Here is a 17,870-nt window from a genome sequence, read left to right on the forward strand (position 1 = left end):
GCACGCGCCGCCTCTTTCTCGGTCCGGTCGGCTTGCACGACACACGGTCGTGTTCGTTACGTAAGGCGGACCCAATCGACCTTCCCAGTCGTCATGTAGACGATGGCGCCCTTGCGGGCACCGACCGCCCGCAGATACTGGCCGAGCTGGTTGCGGTAGGCGGCGAATTCGGCTTCCTTCGGGGCGACGTCGCTTTTCCAGTCGAATACGACCTCGCCTTCGTCGTCGTGCGCGACAGCATCGGCTCGACCCGCGATGAGAACGTCGTCGGCCGCCGCGGCGTAGATCGGCAATTCAGCGACCATACGTCCACGGTATGCGACGATATCCGGAAGGTGCAGCGTTTTGAGCGCGGTCGCTGCGATTTCTGCCGTTTCGATGATGGCACCGGTCGGCGACATCGACGATAGTTGAGCGAGCAACTCCGCGGACCGGCCGGTGACGACAGCCACGTCCTCCTCGATCTCTCCGGCGATCAGCTCCTCCATGATCTTGTGCAAGAGGATGCCGCGGATACGTCCGCCCTCGATCGCCGCGGCAGGGCTGACCGGTCCTTCGTCGCCCGCGTCCGGAGACAACGGAGCGGTGATTACGTCCGGGTCGCCGTCGCTGGGCTTGATCCATCGCACGCGCGGCGCTGCATCGATGCGAGCTCGTTCGTCCGCGAAGATCTCCGCGCTTTGGAGGTTGACGGCCGGCGGCTGCGTAGCGATCGGCGTTCACGAGAAGCGGCCGATATCCAGCTCCGGAATATCGTTGAGCTTGAAATCCAAGAGCTTCGCCCAAGAGGTGTCGTTGCTCCATGTGAAGTCCGGTATGACCAGAAGCTCCATCGCGCGCGTGCACGCGACGTAGAGCAGTCGTACGTTCTCGTCCTTCTTCTCGGCCTCTTCGGTCCGCAGCGCTTCTCCCAACCCGGGCGGCACGATCTGGCCCAAAGCCCAGTGTAGGCTCTCGTCGCGCCGTCGATGCACGAACGCCTCTGCTCTCCGCGGCATGGAGGCGCGGTTGATAGGAATGACGACCGGCCATTCCAGGCCCTTTGAACTGTGTACGGTGACGATCTCGATGGATTGGCCGTCGGCCTCGATCATGCCTTCCGGCGAACCCGATCCGCTCGACCACTCGTCGTCCACGTCTCTGGCGAACTGGACGAAGCCGCGCACGTCGTAGCTACGCGCGCGTTCTATGAGGCCGTCGATGTTCGCGAGAGATCGGGCCGCCTGGTCGGCGCTGCGCGCCGCGACGACGGCGCGGATCCGGAGCCGCTCGATGGCTTCTGCGAGGATCGAAGCGGGCGTTGTGCCGTTCATGCGCCGGCGCAGGTCTCCCAGGATCGACAGTACCTCGCACGCCACCGGATTTCCGATCGTGGTCGGGTCGGTCCGCAGCGATAGGCCGACGATTCTGCTGTCTTCGACCGGCATGCTCGCCGTGATGTCGAGCAACTCCTGTTCGGTGATGCTCGCGCGTTCGTGACGTGGCACGAACTCGGTATGGACAGGAGTCTGCTCGACCATGTCCTGGATACGGCGCTTTTCCGCGGCGAGGGCGAATCCTTCGAGCCCATGCACAAGACCGTCGCCGAGTTTCTGGCCGCAGGAGCGTTGTCCGCGGCCGTGCGCGGGACGCGAACGCGCGCGGCCCTTCCGCTCTCGCGTGCGCTTGCGTTGGTCACCGCAGAAGACGGTACTGCTCCCACGGAGCTGCGGGGCTTGTACGCGTGGTTCGACAAAGCGCAGGCTGCGTTGGACAGGGCAGAACAGGAGCACGCGAAGCGGGCCGCGGCTATCCAGGCCGAGGTCGATGTTCTCGAGAAGAGATCGCAAGCCGAAGAAACCCGCTGGAATAAAGACAAGGCGCGATTGGAAGCTGCACTGCGGCGCCAGGGCTAGCTAGGCCGTGAGCCCACAAACCTGCCGCGGCACGGAGTTCGCCTGACCGAGTTGCGAAGACATCTTCTCGAGCCCGTGTCAGCCGATTGAAGGGTGGACGACTTGTCTAGTTTCACAAAAGCGATAATATCAAACTCTATTCGGGGTAGATAGCTCGGTTGTTAGCAATTGCCGACACGCTCGGTTCGTGCGTTGATCTCGGTGACAAGTCTGTACATTGCCTCAATTTCGGAGAACCAATCAATGTTTTCGCGCCGTTTGGTACTGGCAGGACTTGCTGCGATTCCTGCACTACTCGAAAACAAGCTGCTTCATGCTGAAGAGGCGCCAGCGGAGACCGGTGATATCGTCGAACTCGCCTATCCGCCTTTTGGAGATCTAAATCCCGAACGGCCGTTTGGCAGTACCCCTCCCGACGACGCGCAGAGAAAGAAGGTCGAGAAAATCATTGCCGAGACCCCGATGGGGCCGACGCCTGTCGCTATCGCCTTGAGTTTTGCTCAACGGTTCGCGATCAGCGATCCAAAGGCGATCTCTCAGTGGCCGGGGAACGAACCTTGGAATCCACTTGTGGTCACTTTTTTTCAAAGCACATCGACGGCCGCGAACAACGACATGGTTCCCTGGTGCGCCGCTTTCGCAAACTGGTGCATAGACCGGGCAGGTAAGCACGGGACGCGTAGCGCGTCGTCGCAATCGTTTGTCGATAAAAATGCGGAGAGATACTTCATCAGGACCAATAGTCCCGATGCCGGCGACCTGGTTGTATTTACTTGTTATCGTCCCGGAACCGAAGACTCGTTTGGCCTTGGGCACGTCGCTTTCCTGACGGGCAAGCCGTCGGCGGATTCCATTCCGACGGTGAGTGGCAACACGTCGAAGGACGGGCGCTATAGCATTATCGCTGAAAGGCCTTTTTCCGCCAAACCGCAAACAGTCTACCGCACCGTGAACGGCGTGCGGACTCAAACAACGATGAAGGTGAATTCCTATCTCCGGATAGCATGAGGTTGGCCATGCGCAACAGATTGCTCGTCGTTTTGTTGCTTGGCTTCGCTGGACAGACACATGCGATGCCTGGAAAAAACATAATGGATGCCAACACACCGGCAACGCTTTACCTTGAAGCGATAGATGACAAGGGAGTTGTTACTGAAAGGGGCACAGGATTTGTCGTGTCGCAGGATGGATACGTAATAACCGCTGCGCATGTGAGGCCGAAGCCAGGGGGGAGACTGTTGGCTGTTGTCGGCCAGCGCGTTGGAGCGCAATTCCCGCTAAATCTTCGCGAGGCGGACGAGTCCAACGATGTCGCGCTCTGGCAGTTTCCGCAGGCGTCCATTTGCCGGCCGGCTGTCACGATCGGCACCAAGCCGGTCAAGGTTCTCGATCGGGTTTTGGTTCTGGGGTTTCCCCAACAGGATGGTCTTTCGCCCGCGAGTCTCGGTATCACAAACGTACACACGGAGGAAAAGGGCTTCTACCGCGCCGATGCCTATCTCTGGCCGGGAAACAGTGGAGGCCCCGTTTTCAATGAAGATGGCAAGACCGTTGCGCTAGTTCAGGGCGGAACGCTTCCCGGAACGGAGCGAAACGATCTAATCCCGATCTTCTTCGCCATCAACCTTCTCAAGAAGTGGAATGTTCAAGTTGGGTATGACGAACCCGTTCCTTATGAACTTTCTTGCTACCAGAGCTGCCCCAACCCGTCGAAGATAGTTGGTTGGAGTTCGCAAACGCCGTGGAATTCACCGGGGAGCGGATGGGTGAGCGGCGGTCACACGCAGATTGACGAATGCAACAAGATGGTAGCGGCTGCCCTCGCGAACAATCCGGGTGGGCAGATCGAAATCCAGAGGATGTGGGAGGAATCAAAAAAGGACGTTCTTGGCCATGTCGAGTATCAATACTATTGCAGTGGGACCTTGCGGTCTGGCCCGGCCTATGCCGTCGAACAGTCAGCGTTGTGTCCGTTGAAACAGTGAGAGGGAGCACTGGCAACAACGAGCATTGCATCATTAGTAATTAGAATCAAAAAGGCATCGCGATGCGGCATTTGTTATGGCTTCTTGGATTTTTATTCTACGCTGCAACTTCAGTAGTGCACGCAGCGCCAACTACCGAAGAGATCGCGAACAAAGTTCTTGGTTGTTATAGCGCCGGTCAGCAAACGATACAAAAGCTGCATGACTGCTCCGGCTTTTGGGTAACACCTCGAGCGCTTTTGCTTTGCACGATTAAGGCCGGGTGTCCGGTCCAACTCGATACTCTAGATGGTCGAGCTGCTCTCTCTGCTACGATGGCTCAAGAAAAGCTGACCGTTAATAGTTTATTGATTGTGCGACCAACTGACCTTCCAAAAATCCCCGACCCGAAGATAATCGCGGATTGCAGAAAGGATGCAAAGACCGAAACCTCTTTTCAGGAATGCATTTGGAAGGCGCTGTCAAATACTCAACAGCCATTCCTAAAGTGTGCGGCCATTCCGAATCAATCCGATAGAGCGTTGTGCTTCGCCAATCTGACGAACGATCACAATATGATCGACGTTGTGAAGTGTGTAGGCAACGACGGTTCGGCCGGTAAAGCGCTCACCTGCATAAAGCGACCGGACATAACCGAACCGGCACAAAAGGCGATTGGGTGCGTATCAAACGCAACAACCTCGACCGCGAAGCGACTGGACTGCGTCTTACCGAAGATTGACGCATCACTAAAGATGCTCTCCGAATGCCTGATTGCCGCTGGCAACAATCCGGCGAAAATGAGCAAGTGCATCGAAGAGTCTTCGCCGGAGGCAGCCAGGGTTCGTAGAGTTACTGAGTGCTTTGAAAAGAAAGGTAGCGATCCGATCAAATGTGGCCAGGACGCGATAGCCGCTGGTGCGGCAGCGACAATGATGTCATGCCTATCGAATGCTCAAACGCCATCCGCGCGATTGGCATGCGCCGATCCGACGTCGCCGGAGGCCGCTCGCGCGAAAGCCGTTGCCGCTTGCGTTTCTGGAGGAGGCGCTAAGGATAACCGTTTAGTAGAGCGTTGTCTGGCGCCTTTTCTCGGCGGAGACGCTGAAAGGCTGGCCAAATGCACGGCTAGTGCCGGCGCGTCGCTCGACGGCTGTTTGACGCAAGTTAATCCAAAGATTGCTGAGGCGAACCGCATCATAAGTTGCGTGAAAGCGGCTGAAGCGAATGGAGCGGCCTTTGCATGCACAGCTCAAGCTTTGGGGGGCGACGCACCACGGATTGCAGCTTGCATCAGCAACCAAGATCGGGGTCTTGCTGCGTTGTGCCTTCTCGGAAATAAGCCTGAAGCGCAGATTGCGCAGCAGGCGTATGTCTGTCTCGCTCGATCTCATGACACAAGCGCTCTGCTTGCGAATTGCACTAGCGGCTTCATCAAAGATGAAAAAACAAGACTAGCGGTTGGTTGTTTGGCGCAAGCCGGAAATGACAAATCACAGTTGGCCGGGTGCGCAGCTGGAGCACTGTTACCACCCGATGCTGCGCGGGTTGTTGGCTGCGCGACAACAAGCCAGGGACCAACTTCATTTGCATTGTGCTCTGCCGGACCGCTCATGAATGAGGAATGGCGGATCACCGCAGAATGCGCCGTTCAAACCGGCGGCAACCCAGTTGCCTTTGGTGGCTGTACAGCCGGGCGCCTCACAATTCGTGAGCTTACAAAATGTTTCGCGATCGGCTTTAAAGATTGCTACGGACCAAATAATGAGATTGTCAAAGCTGTCAATGGAATTGGTAAGTCGACTGAGAAGGCGGTGCAGGACGCTGGAAAATCCATCGAAAAGGCGACGCAAGACACCGGTAAAGCTATCGAGACAGCAGCGCACGATGTCGGGACGACCGGCGAGAAGGCTGTGCACGACGTCGGAAACACTACCGAGAAGGCTGCGCACGACGTCGGAAACACTACCGAGAAGGCTGCGCACGACATCGGAAACACTGCCGAGAAGGCTGCGCATGACGTGGGAAATGCCGTGCACGGCGTCACAAAGGCTATCGGCCTTCCCTGGTAACCTGACCGCGTAGCTGTTCGCATGTGAGATGTAGCGGCGTTGAATACGTCAAAGTTGTTAAAGGCAAAAAAAATGATACGTGCAATATTCCGAAATCGGTATCGGCGCGAGAGGGCCGAATGGCTGTCCAAACACCCCGGGTGGGTAAATTTCGAGACGCGGAGCTCGGACGGCACCTTGTCGATCGAGGATGCCAGGGCCGGCTCGACGAAGCCGGGCAGGGGCGCCTTGAGGCCAATCGCCTCGGGCTTTTTACGCTGAAACGCCACTGAAGAACTCCACGCTACAGCCGATTCAAATTGGCGCAGTCGAATCGTTCCGGAACCTCAGAATCCCATTCGCGTTGCTTGGATGTCATAACAGGAGGCACCCATGGCGGTAGCGAAGAAGACGGCGCGTGGACGAAAACAGGATCGGGCGCGGGTGGCCGGGGGGCAGAACTATGAAGTGAAGTGCGAGGCAAAGAAGACCAGAAAGTCGGCATCAGCCGTAAAAAAGGCCGTCAAAAAGGTCGGCAATACGCGCAAGCGCGTGGAGAAGAAGCTGGGCCGTTGAAATGCGAAGGCCGGGCTGGCTTTGAGGGTCGACACCAGCCCTTCTAGTCTGGGGCGCATTCCGGACAGGTATCACCGATCGAGTTCAGCACGTCACGAACCTCGGCCGCCGCTGCATCAGGGGAGACGCCTGCTGGCGGGTCTCCACGGGCGATATCAAGGGCCCGCTCACGTGCATGCGGATCGGCGCGATCTTACATCCAACCGTGTTCTTCGCACTCGCAAATGGCGCCCACTTCCTGGAGCACCTGGATCGCCCATCCACGCAGCGTCCGTATCGCTGGCCTTCGTTCACGCGTCATCAGCATTGAAATAGCTCCTGATACGACGAATCGCTATGTGCGTCATTCGTTCCCTAGCTAGCACGGGCTGGGATTCGTAATGACGAGAGGGCAAGGTTTGGCGTGCACTGCGCGATCGAGCCACGGCATTCGAAGAGCTGCAAATCTCTTCCCGATGATTCAGGTCCGAGCCTTTGACGCGCAGACCGGAGCACGAGAGGAGGTCGCAGATTCCATCGTCGCGGCTTTCCTGGCTTCCGTTAGGGCGCGTGCGGCTTCGCCGCACCGGGCTCTCGTGAACCGAGCCGCTTTGCGTCTCGGCCATCCGGCTTCGATCCCTCGCGCAGAGACGGCGGAGCTCCTCGCCGGGGGCACTCGGGAAAGGGGCTCGCCTTCGGCGATCGCTATCACTGCCCCGTTCCCGGGTGCCGCTTTTAACCGGTCTCGTCGCTGCACTCGGACTCGCGTGCCCCTTCGGGTCGCTAGGCTCACGCTCTCCGGGCGCCATTTCAGTGTGGCGATGCGCCATTGGCGCACGCCTGATCAGGGCCTGCGGCCCTAAGCAAGTAAGGCCAGGAAATAAGATGGAAGGCGGGGCGCCTCGCAGATTCCTCGTCCTCACCGTTGTGCGTGCCGCGAGGGCCAACGGGTTCGTTAGTCACACAGCGACGTTTCCTCGTGGACAGAGCCCGAGAGCAAGAGTGCCGGCCGGGTTTTGCCGTGACGGGCTACAGGCTGCGAGAGAGGCTCGCGGCGCCCGTCGCGGAGACCCGCGATGTCCAGACACTATCGGGCGCGTACCGGTGAGGACCGAGCAAACGTTTATGACGAAATCACCAACAAAATCATCGCCGAACTTGAGGCCGGCCGACTGCCGTGGGTGCAGCCTTGGAGCACCGCGGCGAAGGCTTCTTTGGCCATGCCGAAAAGCGCCGCGACCGGTCGACAATACAGTGGCATCAACGTTCTAATCCTCTGGGGCGCTGCCACCGAGCGAGCATTCACAGATCAGAGCTGGCTTGCCTTTCGCCAGGCGCTGTCGCTCGGTGGTCACGTCCGCAAGGGCGAGCGCGGGACGACCGTGGTTTATGCCGATCGTTTTGTACCGGTCGACGAAAAGCGGCGTGCGAGCGAAACGGGCGACGAAGCGCAGGCCATCCCATTCCTCAAGCGCTTCACGGTCTTCCGGATGCCCAACTGGCCCCGTCAGCGTCCAACCATGGCTCTGACGCATATTCGATGATCGTGATTGTTTTTATGGCGCGCCAATCAGCCTAGCCTGAAGCAGAAGGAGCTTAGCGCGCCCGTACATCTGCCGTTTCACCAGCTTGAGCTTGGTGATCTGGGCTTCCACTTGGCCGTTGGACCATGGTTGCGTAATAGCGGCGTGCACCGCGCCCTTATCGTTGGCGATACCATTCGCGGACGAGGCAATGAGGCTCCGCTTGGATTCATCAATCCAAGGTTCGAGCTCCATCTCGGCCTTCCTTCGGATCATCGCGTGGAAGCGGCCAACGAGAGCTTGGGCATCGGCCAGCATAGGAATGTTTTGTTCGATGACGGCAAGCGTGACGGTCTCGGCCTTGGTTAGGTGGTTGCGCTTCGTCGTCATCAGCTGCGCTATGGTCCTGGCGGCGGGGACCTTCTGCAATTCTTGATGGCTGATAGTCTCGGCACGCCGCCGTCGCGTCGCCCATTCCGCCACCACGCGTAGCGATCCCTTGAAGCCTTGTCCCTTCAAACGGCGCCAGAGTTCGGCACCGTTGCGACAGCCGCCTGACCACTGCGTGTCCAGGAACGGCAGATGCCCGTCTAGGGAGCTTTGACGGGTGCGGAACACATCCGTACCGCCGCCGCGGCTAATTTGGCGAACCAGATTGCGTGTCCTGTGCGGCGGACGATCTCCTTGAGCGGCACACCGTCTCTGGCGAGAGCCGCAATGGCGGCATGGCTGTCCTGGCGCCGCAAATAGCCCTGATAGCGCAGCTTTTCCGCGCAGGTCAGCAGTTTAAGATCGATCGTCGTCGCCCCGATTGCGGTTCGGATTTTGCTCATGGAGCGGCGCACCGCATTGAGGAAGGCCGCGCTCGCGTTTTCCATCAGATGCCAGCGGTCGGCAACCTGGATGGCGTTCGGCAACGAATGCGGCGCACGAACGCTTATAAAGCTGTAAAGCGATCGACATCGATCTCTTCGAATTCCCACCTACCAGAGTTCAAAGAACACGTGGCCGACGACAAAAATCTCTGCCCACATTGCATTCAGGAATGGCCGCTGCGGGAGTGGATCGGTACGATCGGTGTCGAGAACGATTGCGGGGCGCATGTGACACATATCGACTCCGAGCGCCTCGCTCTGTCGGGACCTATCGGGATGCGACGCCGAGGCCGTGCTCGTTCGTCGTGCCCCCGCCGGACTTCCGGGCGTCGAGACCGCCCCCCGACGTCTCGGCGCGGTACGCATTCTGCGGTGATAGGCCGCAAAGAAACTATCCGGTAAACGAACTCGTATCGACCTGAAGCCCTTCGATGAGAATCTCGCTTCCGTTGAGACTACCGTTGAAGCGTCCAGGGAAAGTCTCCGACCATGTCACGTCGTCCGAATACTGGAGCGTCACATGCACGTTCACCGGACCTTCGAAATGCGTCCCCGATAGGCGAATTTCGTCCTCAAAGACTTCCACCGCTTCGACGTGGGTGTGCGACGAAAGCAAATCGAGATCGCTCCAAGCTTCCGTCGTGGACACTTCCAGGCTTCTCACCGCGTCCGCGATGTCCCGGGCTTGTCGAGACGTCAAACCGGGTGCCTTTTCGCCGCTCATGCATCCCTCCTATAGTCCGGCCGCGCTGATACCGAGCTTCTTCTCGTATTGCCACTTCAACGACGCGCAGACTCCTTCCAAGTTCGCCCAGATATGAGCCGCGTCGATTCCCATTCGGAATAGCTTGCGTTGAAAGATGAAGCGATAATCCGCCGGAATAATGAAACGATGTGCGCTCAGATGGTCGGGTTGCCAGGGCTGATTGGGCTTGGGATGGACGGAGAACAACCCGCGCTGGCTCGATATCCGTGGTGCCAAGCTGGAGGGAAACAGAAAACCGACTTCTTCGATCTCGAAGGGCGAAGGCCAAGTCGAGGGATCGACGATCTGCTTCTCCTCGAGAGGATAAGCGTACACCACGGCGTCAGCCAATTTGCCTGTGCCCTGAGTTTTCGCCGTCTCGTCGAGAAGCGCGAAATAGCACGCCACCAACGGATTCGTGCTCCAATCCAGCAAACGGGTCGGTAACCCGAAATGTTGCCCGAGCGCCAGCCAATCCCAGTCGGTGGTCTCGGGCAAATGCATGTGAAGCCGAGCGTCCTTCTTGAATGCTCGGAACACCCGTTCCTCGAAGAGAGGACCGTACGTCTCGCCGCCACGGCCGGCCGCCGGCATCAACTGCCAATCGACCGACGATTGCCCGCGAAACACGTACCGGGATGGCATGTGTCGATCCAAGAAAGAAAGGAATTCGTGCCATTTCTGCTGGGAGCGCACGGCTCTCGCCGTCAGGTCTTCCTTCGAGGTAGCAGCCGACGAACGAGGCGGGTCGTCAGGATTGCGTCTGAATGGTTCGGGCCGCTTCATCCTGCCGGTCTCCGCTTGCCCGCCACCATGGCGCGGTAAACCGCAGACGCGAAATCACGCGCGATCTCGCAGTCCGTTCCCTGCCACAAGCTAACGCGCGGCTCGCGCGATTCTTCGGCCAGCACTACGATGGGCAATTTTCTTACGCGCGCAAGCCCGACCGCGAGGACAGATGGAAGATCGGCGCCCTCCGCAAGCACGAGAACCGCCGAGCAGCCGTCCAATACCCGGCCGACATCGACATTCTTTCTCGATACTCCGTCTAATCCCAAGTCGTAAGGCGTTACCGTTTGAATACGTAACATCTCGAAGGTGCGGATCGCCTCGTCAACGAGCCATTGTTGTGCCATCGAGATGCACGGAGAAGCTATGAAGATCTTGCAATCGGCGGTCGGATCGAACTTCTCCATGTCCGGCAGATTCTGCGAGACAGGGATCGGAAGCGCGCGGGAGCCTGCGTAGTATGCGGAGCATCGGGAAGCGAGGTCCGCGGCCGCCATAGCGTCCATATTCTGCTCGCCCCAATAATGAGCGAACATGGCGCAGAAAATGTTCCCGGTCCCGATCTTGAACCATTCGTTGGCGACGTAAGCCGGAATCGAATGTTCCATCTCGCCATCGAACAAAATGCCGCCGCCGGATTGCCAGCGGAAGATCAGCAAATTGGCGTTGTGCGCGGGCATAGTCTGCGCAGCGAAATCCTGGACGTTTGCGGCCGCCTGAGGGAAATCGTTCTCCGCCGCGATAAGCGCGAGCTTCCCGATGTCACCGCGTTCGATCTCCTCATCCTGCTGGGACAATTCGAAGACGGCGCGCTTTGCGCTGACGATGATCTTGGTCTCCTGTAGCCGAAAGGCGAGCACGGTATCGCCTTTCACGGACCAGGATTCAGACAGTTGCGGTGCGGCCGAATCGTCCGGCGTCTCTTCTAACTTCGGCGTACGCCGGGGATATGAGAGGGGATGTTTGTAAGAGTAGGCGACCTTTTCCCCTCTCGTTCTCACTTGCGGCGTCGCCAATCCATTCGTCAGCATCGTACGCCGAAGATCTTCGATGACCGCATCGTTAGCGTACGAGTAGAGCTCTGTTTGCGGCGACACTTCACTTAGCGCCAAAGCCGCTCGAACGCCCGGGCCCATGAGGCGTGTCCATTCGGGCCAGTCGCACTCTTCGATGTACGTTCCGCCGACCACGATCATCCGTTGCTCCGCGACACGAACACGCCGCAGGCTTGCGGGCTCGACCTCTCGACGATGGCGGAATAAGTCGCTCCACCTTCCATGCACTCTATAAGTTGGGACAGCCCGGGAAAGGCCGACAAAGCTCCGACCGTCTCGGCTCTGTCCGTCTGACAAACTACGGCGCGAAGATCGCCATCGTACAGCAGGACGACCTGAAGCAAGTCTCCCGGCCTGAGCCTGGCGGCCTGAGCGCTGCGTACTCCCATCAGATCGATACGGAAGCGCTGATCGCAATCGCCGCCTCCGACCGGTCGACGAGGATCCCGGGCCGGCGAATTCTTATCAGGTTTTGGTCCGCTCATCCCGCGGCTCCCGTTCATCCGAGTTTCTCGATCTGCGCTTCGCCCATGCGAGCGTGGCCAAATGCTTCTCGCATCCGCGACATCGGCCGCACGGGTATTCCATTACATGACAGGAAAACGTCAGGCCGATCGCCGAAAGAGGAAATCCCGACACGTCGAGGAGTTTCTCCGGGCTCAGCTTACGAGCCGGCGCCGTCACGTTCACGCGACCTTCTTGCAAAGTCATGAGACGATCGATCGTCCGGAGGAACGGGTACTTTCCATCCGCGTGCACGTCGGTCTTGACCGCACCAATCATGATTTCCGTCAATCCGTCAGCCACGAAGCGCATTCCAGCAAGCGTGACCAACATCTGGTTTCGGTAAGGCCACCATTCCTCGGCCTTTGCGAGACGTGACGTCGGTTTGCCCGACATCGTACCGGATCCAAGGGCCTTGAGATCTACCGCAAGGGTTTCCTGGCGTAGGTCTAACTCCGCGCAGATAGCCTGCGCGGCGGCGATCTCTCCTCGCGCAGGCCGTTGCCCGTAATCGACCGTCAGACAAATGTCGGGCCGTTTCCAGTAGGCTATCGCGGAAGAATCCAATCCGCCCGAGAACAGAAGCACCCTCATCGATCAGCAGGCCCAAATCAAATGGTAAATCGATGTCGCGAAGTCTTGAACTACCTCGCAGCCGGAGCCTCGCATCATCGTGAGATTGGTGGACTCCAGTCGTTCAGCCAGCGCCACCACGGGAATGCCGAGAGCCCGCGCGTAACCAACCTCGAAAACAGTGCCTGGATCGGCTCCGTCCAGGAGAGCCCACACTTTCGTACACGTGCGCAGACCCGCGAGATCGGCTTCCGCAATCGCCTGATCGGGAAGCCCCGTTCCGACTTCGTGCAACGGCGAGAATATCTCGACGCCGAAGCTGGTAAGCGCTTCGGCAGCCTGCTCGATCATCCACCGCTGCGGCAGGTCGAAGAACGGTCCGGCGACGTATACCCGACCGCCGTGCGACCCCATGACCGGCTCCATCGCGGTTTCGATCACCACAGGTATCGGAAGCACGTGCCCGTCGACAAAGTGCGCAGCGCTCCTGGACGCCAGGTCGGCGGCCACCGCCGGGTCAAGGCCTCGCTCGCCCCAATGCGCCGCGAATGCGGCGCTGAACACGTCGCCGGACCCGATCTTGAACACGCTTTCCGATTTGTATGCCGGAACGTGAACGGGCCCGGTCGCTCGGGCGTGGACGGTTGCCCCGAACGGCCCCCGTTTGACAACCGCGAGTTCGGCTCGATGCATGTCGAGCAGATCGTCGATCTGAGCAGTGCCGCCGCCTTCCGCTTCGTCTTGGTTCAAGACGAGCGCAAGTCTGCGGGCGACCGACCCGTTGGCGCCGAAGGGCTCCTGCGGGTGGCTCGATTGAGGGTCGTAGACGGCACGATCTGCGGTCACGACCGCGTCACCTTCGACGAAAGCGAACCGAAGGACCGTCTGTCCCTCCACGACCAACGGCGGATTACGCTGGACGATTCGTGGATCGCATCGCGCGCGCGACAGCGGGTGATCGTAGGAAAACGATATGGGAGTGTCGGTCGAGGTGACCTTGGCGACGCATCCGAATGCGGCCGCCGAATGTCGGATGTCGTCCGCCCACTCGCCAAACGCGTACGTATGCAGCACGGTACCCGGGGATAGCTCGGCCAACGCACATGTAGCTCTCAGTCCAGAGCCGAATATGCGATGCCATTCCGGTCTCAGACAAAGTTCGAGATAGGTGCCGCCGGCGATGATCATGCGAGCTTCCGCGTGACGTGAACTCGGCATGCGGTTCGGCCGAGCTTGACGATCACGGCGCTATAACGATGTCCGCGCTTCATGCAACCGACGAGATCGGACAAACCTTGGAACGCCGCCAACGAGCCTACGATGGCACCGTCCGCCCGACGCTTACAGACGACGGCGTCGAAGTCCTGCTCGGCAGCCAAATCGACATCGAGCATCTCCCCCAAGGTGACGTCGCGCACGGCTGGCCTGAGCGAGGTCAAATCGACATCGAACACTAGATTGCAGTCGTCGCCGACCGGCTCCGCTCCTGTCGTCGTCGATGCCCTCCCTTTCTTGGTGGGCTTTGGACCGGATTTACCTGACAATGCTCCCCCCCCCCAAAAAGCGCAATTAGGAAGCGAGTCGGTCCAAGAGTCAAACCGGACCGCGATGAAGTTTGCGCATTTCTCTCCACATCACCGCATCGAGGAGAGATGGACGGACGTTCAGCGCTCGTGCAAAGGACAGGAATCGCTCCTCCATGGCGGAATAATCCCGGGGCACGGTTTGCCCTCGATCGAACAAACCGATCAGTAGACCGGCTCGAATGATGTGAATATCGAGTATCGCGACGTCGTCGCTGCCCAGCCAATTTCGCGTAATCCATGACGCAGTCTTCGGACCTATGCCCGGAATACGCATGAGGTCGTCGCGGAATCGTTTTGGCTCGTCCGTGGCAGGAGGATTTTCCTCTACGAGGCGCATCGCACGTGCCAGACGTGCCGAGCGCTGATGGGGGAAACGATAGCGCCTGAGCTTTCCTTCGACCGAGACCGGTTCAAGCAGCAACTTTTCGATCTTCTGAGCCTCGGGAAGGAAGCGATCCGCAAAGATGCCTTTGCCGTGCAGCCTATCGAAGATCGCGTGATTCATCTCTGCGGTGATGCCGAAACCACCCAGCAGGCAAAACCCGACCTGCTCCTTCAAAGTGGCATCGGTGCAGACGTAATTGTCGTCCTTATCCGAGAACTTCACCATCACGGCCCAATAGGCGGCGCTGGGCACCCATTCGGGTCTACCCCACTGCACGCCCGGAATGACCTCGTCCTGAGGTGAAAGTTCGCGACTAGCGGGCCGCATGAGCAATTCTCGGTGTATGCGTTACTATGCACATTTATGTATTTTTATGCTAACCATGGAAAATGGCAAGAGATGCATTTTCGAAAGATCTTGATAACTATCGGCGGACAAGGGGCCTGACGCAGGCGGAGTTGGCGAGAGAGCTGCGCGTATCGCAACCTCACCTTTCACGGTTGCTCGCAGCAGGCGCGAAGCCCGGGGTCAAGTTAAGACGCAGAGCGTCCGAGCTACTGGCGATGGAGAGCCAAAAGGTGTCGCCGAGCTCGGAATGGTCACGGGCCGTAGCCGAATTGGCCGCACGTTCGCCGGCATTCAAGAAACTGGTGAATGCCGCGATGGAATTACTGAACCGGCGCTAATTTGACACGCGAGATAGGCAGGCTCTTGAAGGAGTATTGATTCCGTCGGCGAAATTCGAAAGGCGCAAGCGATCGGCAAGGATCCAAAGCTCTGCATCGTGACGAACGCGCCGTTGCCGAGCGACCTACATCGGAGCGCGGCAGACCATTCGATGGCCAGGGACGCAGGATCTAACCCTCGATCCGCTCGGCGAGCTCGCAGACCCAAGGGGACGGGTGATGCTCCTGAAACACCAAACTCAGCGATTTCCTCGGACGCGTGACGCCGACGTAGAAGCTACGGCGCGCTTCGCGGAGACTATGTGCGGATTTCTTATCCTTGTAGCTCGGAAGATCCGCCGCGTTGACGCCGAACATGACGACCGCGTCGAACTCCCGGCCTTTGGCGCTGTGCAACGTCGTCAAGGTGACGCGGCCGGCCCCCTCGGTGCGACCGGCAAATCGATTGATGGGCATATCGAGATCATTCGCGGGATCGGTATTCGAAATCATCTCGGAGCATACGTCCCAATCCGACTCCGAATTGCGCGAGATCTCACGCCATGGCACGACGAGCTCGTCTTCACATCGTTGGAGCCAGGCGTGCGTGCTTTCTGTCGACCCGATTGAAGAGTTCAGGAAACCAATCAGCCGATCCGAGAGATCTCGCATCTCTCGCTCGCTCGCGTCCCTGCCATAGACGAACATGCCGGCGCGCGCGAGTAGCCGGCTGTAGCGTGGCTCGGCCTACCGCCCGACTTCAGGGTACGCGCCGGCTTCGACAGCGGTGATGTCCGACGCCGCGCTGGCGGGCTTCGGAGCGCGCAAAGCGGCCTAACGATCTCCGTTCGGGCTCCTCTAACTGGTACGCCCTGCCGGGTCGCAAGGCCCGGCAGGGCTTTTCGCGCCTGGCGGCAAGAGGTCGCAGCCACGTTTCACCCATATTTCATTCTGAAAGTGGAGGCGGCCGGGTCGGCTACCATACCCGACGATGTAAGTCTCAACCTGTCCAGCTACTGATAAGAAAGAAAGGATCTATCATGTCCCGTACGCTTTTGCTTGCCGCAGCTCTTCTCGTTGCGATCGCGTCACTGCCGCAAGGATCAAACGAGGTCCCTCGCGACATCAAGGTTGCTCTATCTCCCGGCCATGTGACGAACGCCTGAAGCCGATCGAATCGTGCGCGGCTCGCGCCAGCGCGGGGTAGCCCTATCTGGCGGACAGCGAGAGCAAGCATGGAACAAATTGTCGTGTTCGCCGAAAGCGGCCACGACGATTTTGAATCAGCAACAAGAAATGGCCCACCGATCTCATCGGCGGGCTATTTCTTGTCAAATCGATTGTGCGCAGCTCTTCCCTAATGCGAGGCCTCTCTGACATTTAGGTACCGATCGGCCCCGCGACGCCCCTTACAAGCCCCCATCACCGGCAAATGGATGCAATTCGTCCTTTTTGCACGCCACAGCTACCCGGCAGCTATGCTTAAGCTCTAGATCTCTTTGTTCCTGGAGAAGCCTGCGCTTCTATTGCCTCAGCGGGTCACGGTTCGGTCGCAGGCATGGGCGGGAAGACTCCGATCGAGGCATTAGGGGTGCCGGAAGGTGGCAAGAAGCTGCACGCTACGAAGCGGCCACGCAAAAACCGTGGCATGCCGCCGCCCGCGACGTTCGATATCGATACGCTGCCCGGTAGCTCCAATTTGACGGCATTGGAGACGGCCGCGGTCATCCGGCGAACGCCTGGCGCGCTGGAGCAGTGGCGGCGCGATCCGAACCACCCGCTGAAATGGCGCTACGTCGATGGCCGGCCACTCTATCGTGTCGACGCGGTGCGCGACTATCTGGCCAAGTGCGAAAAGACCACTAAGGCGCCTCGGAAGCATAATGCTCACGGAGACGGCCGAGGAGCTCTGCCTTGATCGGGTCAAGTGGATTTGTCCGCTGAAGGCGCACGATTTTGCCGACCCGTTTCGCGCCGACCAACTCCGCAATGTAGTCGTGGGCAGCTTCGAAGGCCATCTTGCGGATGATCCACTGTTCGTCGTGATTGTAGACCTGATCGATTCCACTAGGCTTTTGCCCAACACATAGACGCTGGATTTCGTTGTCGTAGCCACAGCGTGACATGATGGTGCGCAAGCTGCGCCTTAAGTCGTGCATGGTGAACTTGGCGACGCTCGCTTCCTTGACCAGGCGGTTGACCATCTTGGTGAAGCCGGACATCTGGCCGCCGGTTTTTGGTGACGGGAAGACATAGTCGGAGGTTGCCCGCTGGAAATGTTTCGCGGCCGCGAGCACCTCGTCAACCAGATGAGTCCGCGGCACATCGTGGTGCAGCCCCATCTTGGTCCAGGCCGCATCGAAGGTGATCCGGTCATCCATAATGTGCTTTCGCCATTCGATCATGGTAGGCTCGCTGCGGCGCGGGCCACCGAGCAGGCACATCCGAGCCAGGAGACCGAAAGCCCCGAGCTTGCCGGATGCATCCCAGACCTTGATGATCTCCTCATCGGTGAGCGCGCGGCCCTTTGTTCGGCGCCCGACTCTCTGCGCTCGGGTTTCCTTGGGGGCGCGATAGCCAGCGAGCACGTTGTGCTCGACGTACCCTTCGCCCACGCACCATTCGAGGAAGGTATGCACGTGCTTGCGCAAGTCCTTGGCTGCGCCGCGCTTGCCGGTCTTGGCGATCTTGTCGACCGCAGCCAT

General features: G+C 59.2%; 17 protein-coding genes and 3 pseudogenes. 7 read left to right on the top strand and 13 right to left on the bottom strand.

All coding sequences use genetic code 11. The features are described 5' to 3' along the window. Positions 1-56 precede the first annotated feature (56 nt). Entirely contained in the window at positions 57-629 is a 573-nt protein-coding gene (locus AC0L21_RS35320) for a PD-(D/E)XK nuclease family protein (protein ID WP_473266396.1), read from the bottom strand. Between the two features lie 90 nt (positions 630-719). Continuing rightward, positions 720-1,520 (bottom strand): 3'-5' exonuclease, encoded by an 801-nt coding sequence (locus AC0L21_RS35325; RefSeq protein WP_473266397.1) that lies wholly within the window; start codon positions 1,518-1,520, stop codon positions 720-722. Here AC0L21_RS35325 and AC0L21_RS35330 point away from each other — a divergent pair. From AC0L21_RS35330 to AC0L21_RS35350, 5 genes are all read left to right on the top strand, one after another. Further along, complete coding sequence (locus AC0L21_RS35330; protein WP_473266399.1) at positions 1,497-1,895, top strand: hypothetical protein; 399 nt, start codon at positions 1,497-1,499, stop codon at positions 1,893-1,895. The genes AC0L21_RS35325 and AC0L21_RS35330 overlap by 24 nt on opposite strands. A 243-nt stretch (positions 1,896-2,138) precedes the next feature. Next, the gene (locus AC0L21_RS35335; protein ID WP_473266401.1) at positions 2,139-2,903 is read left to right on the top strand and encodes a CHAP domain-containing protein; all 765 of its coding nucleotides are present in this window, start codon (positions 2,139-2,141) and stop codon (positions 2,901-2,903) included. 8 nt (positions 2,904-2,911) lie between these two features. Beyond that, a complete protein-coding gene (locus AC0L21_RS35340) occupies positions 2,912-3,880 on the top strand; it encodes a S1 family peptidase (protein WP_473266403.1) in 969 nt (322 codons plus the stop codon). 62 nt (positions 3,881-3,942) lie between these two features. After that, a complete protein-coding gene (locus AC0L21_RS35345) occupies positions 3,943-5,931 on the top strand; it encodes a hypothetical protein (RefSeq protein WP_473266405.1) in 1,989 nt (662 codons plus the stop codon). 372 nt (positions 5,932-6,303) lie between these two features. Continuing rightward, a complete protein-coding gene (locus AC0L21_RS35350) occupies positions 6,304-6,486 on the top strand; it encodes a DUF3606 domain-containing protein (RefSeq protein ID WP_473266406.1) in 183 nt (60 codons plus the stop codon). 43 nt (positions 6,487-6,529) lie between these two features. Here the strand turns inward: AC0L21_RS35350 and AC0L21_RS35355 are convergent. Then, a pseudogene (locus AC0L21_RS35355) lies at positions 6,530-6,793 on the bottom strand (hypothetical protein). A gap of 748 nt (positions 6,794-7,541) precedes the next feature. Here AC0L21_RS35355 and AC0L21_RS35360 point away from each other — a divergent pair. After that, positions 7,542-7,958 (top strand): annotated as a pseudogene (locus AC0L21_RS35360) (ArdC-like ssDNA-binding domain-containing protein); the annotation flags it as partial. A gap of 63 nt (positions 7,959-8,021) precedes the next feature. Here AC0L21_RS35360 and AC0L21_RS35365 read toward each other — a convergent pair. From AC0L21_RS35365 to AC0L21_RS35400, 8 genes and pseudogenes are all read right to left on the bottom strand, one after another. Then, positions 8,022-8,917, bottom strand: a pseudogene (locus AC0L21_RS35365) (transposase); the annotation flags it as partial. Positions 8,918-9,254: 337 nt separating this feature from the next. Next, the gene (locus AC0L21_RS35370) at positions 9,255-9,587 is read right to left on the bottom strand and encodes a pPIWI-associating nuclease domain-containing protein (RefSeq protein WP_247456433.1); all 333 of its coding nucleotides are present in this window, start codon (positions 9,585-9,587) and stop codon (positions 9,255-9,257) included. Between the two features lie 9 nt (positions 9,588-9,596). Beyond that, positions 9,597-10,394, bottom strand: coding sequence for an FRG domain-containing protein (locus AC0L21_RS35375; RefSeq protein WP_473266409.1), 798 nt, complete (start codon positions 10,392-10,394; stop codon positions 9,597-9,599). Further along, the gene (locus AC0L21_RS35380; RefSeq protein WP_473266411.1) at positions 10,391-11,593 is read right to left on the bottom strand and encodes a hypothetical protein; all 1,203 of its coding nucleotides are present in this window, start codon (positions 11,591-11,593) and stop codon (positions 10,391-10,393) included. Before AC0L21_RS35380 ends, AC0L21_RS35375 begins: the two co-directional genes overlap by 4 nt. 324 nt (positions 11,594-11,917) lie before the next feature. Beyond that, positions 11,918-12,550 (bottom strand): 7-cyano-7-deazaguanine synthase, encoded by a 633-nt coding sequence (locus AC0L21_RS35385; protein ID WP_473266413.1) that lies wholly within the window; start codon positions 12,548-12,550, stop codon positions 11,918-11,920. A 3-nt stretch (positions 12,551-12,553) separates the two neighbouring features. Further along, positions 12,554-13,717: a nucleoside 2-deoxyribosyltransferase gene (locus tag AC0L21_RS35390; protein ID WP_473266416.1), complete on the bottom strand. Its 1,164-nt coding sequence runs from the start codon at positions 13,715-13,717 to the stop codon at positions 12,554-12,556. Next, on the bottom strand, positions 13,714-13,983 hold the full coding sequence (locus tag AC0L21_RS35395; RefSeq protein WP_473266419.1) for a hypothetical protein: 270 nt from the start codon (positions 13,981-13,983) through the stop codon (positions 13,714-13,716). The genes AC0L21_RS35390 and AC0L21_RS35395 overlap by 4 nt, the downstream gene beginning before the upstream one ends. Positions 13,984-14,122: 139 nt before the next feature. Next, positions 14,123-14,827 (bottom strand): 8-oxoguanine DNA glycosylase, encoded by a 705-nt coding sequence (locus AC0L21_RS35400; protein WP_473266422.1) that lies wholly within the window; start codon positions 14,825-14,827, stop codon positions 14,123-14,125. Between the two features lie 62 nt (positions 14,828-14,889). Between AC0L21_RS35400 and AC0L21_RS35405 the strand changes: the two genes are divergently transcribed. After that, positions 14,890-15,186: a helix-turn-helix domain-containing protein gene (locus tag AC0L21_RS35405; protein WP_473266424.1), complete on the top strand. Its 297-nt coding sequence runs from the start codon at positions 14,890-14,892 to the stop codon at positions 15,184-15,186. A gap of 171 nt (positions 15,187-15,357) precedes the next feature. Here the strand turns inward: AC0L21_RS35405 and AC0L21_RS35410 are convergent, their stop codons facing one another. Beyond that, a complete protein-coding gene (locus AC0L21_RS35410) occupies positions 15,358-15,873 on the bottom strand; it encodes a 3'-5' exonuclease (protein WP_473266426.1) in 516 nt (171 codons plus the stop codon). A gap of 1,154 nt (positions 15,874-17,027) precedes the next feature. Further along, a partial coding sequence (locus tag AC0L21_RS35415) for a tyrosine-type recombinase/integrase (RefSeq protein ID WP_473266429.1) occupies positions 17,028-17,870 on the bottom strand: 843 nt, incomplete at its 5' end.

It is taken from the genome of Bradyrhizobium sp. WSM4873 (assembly GCF_055811355.1).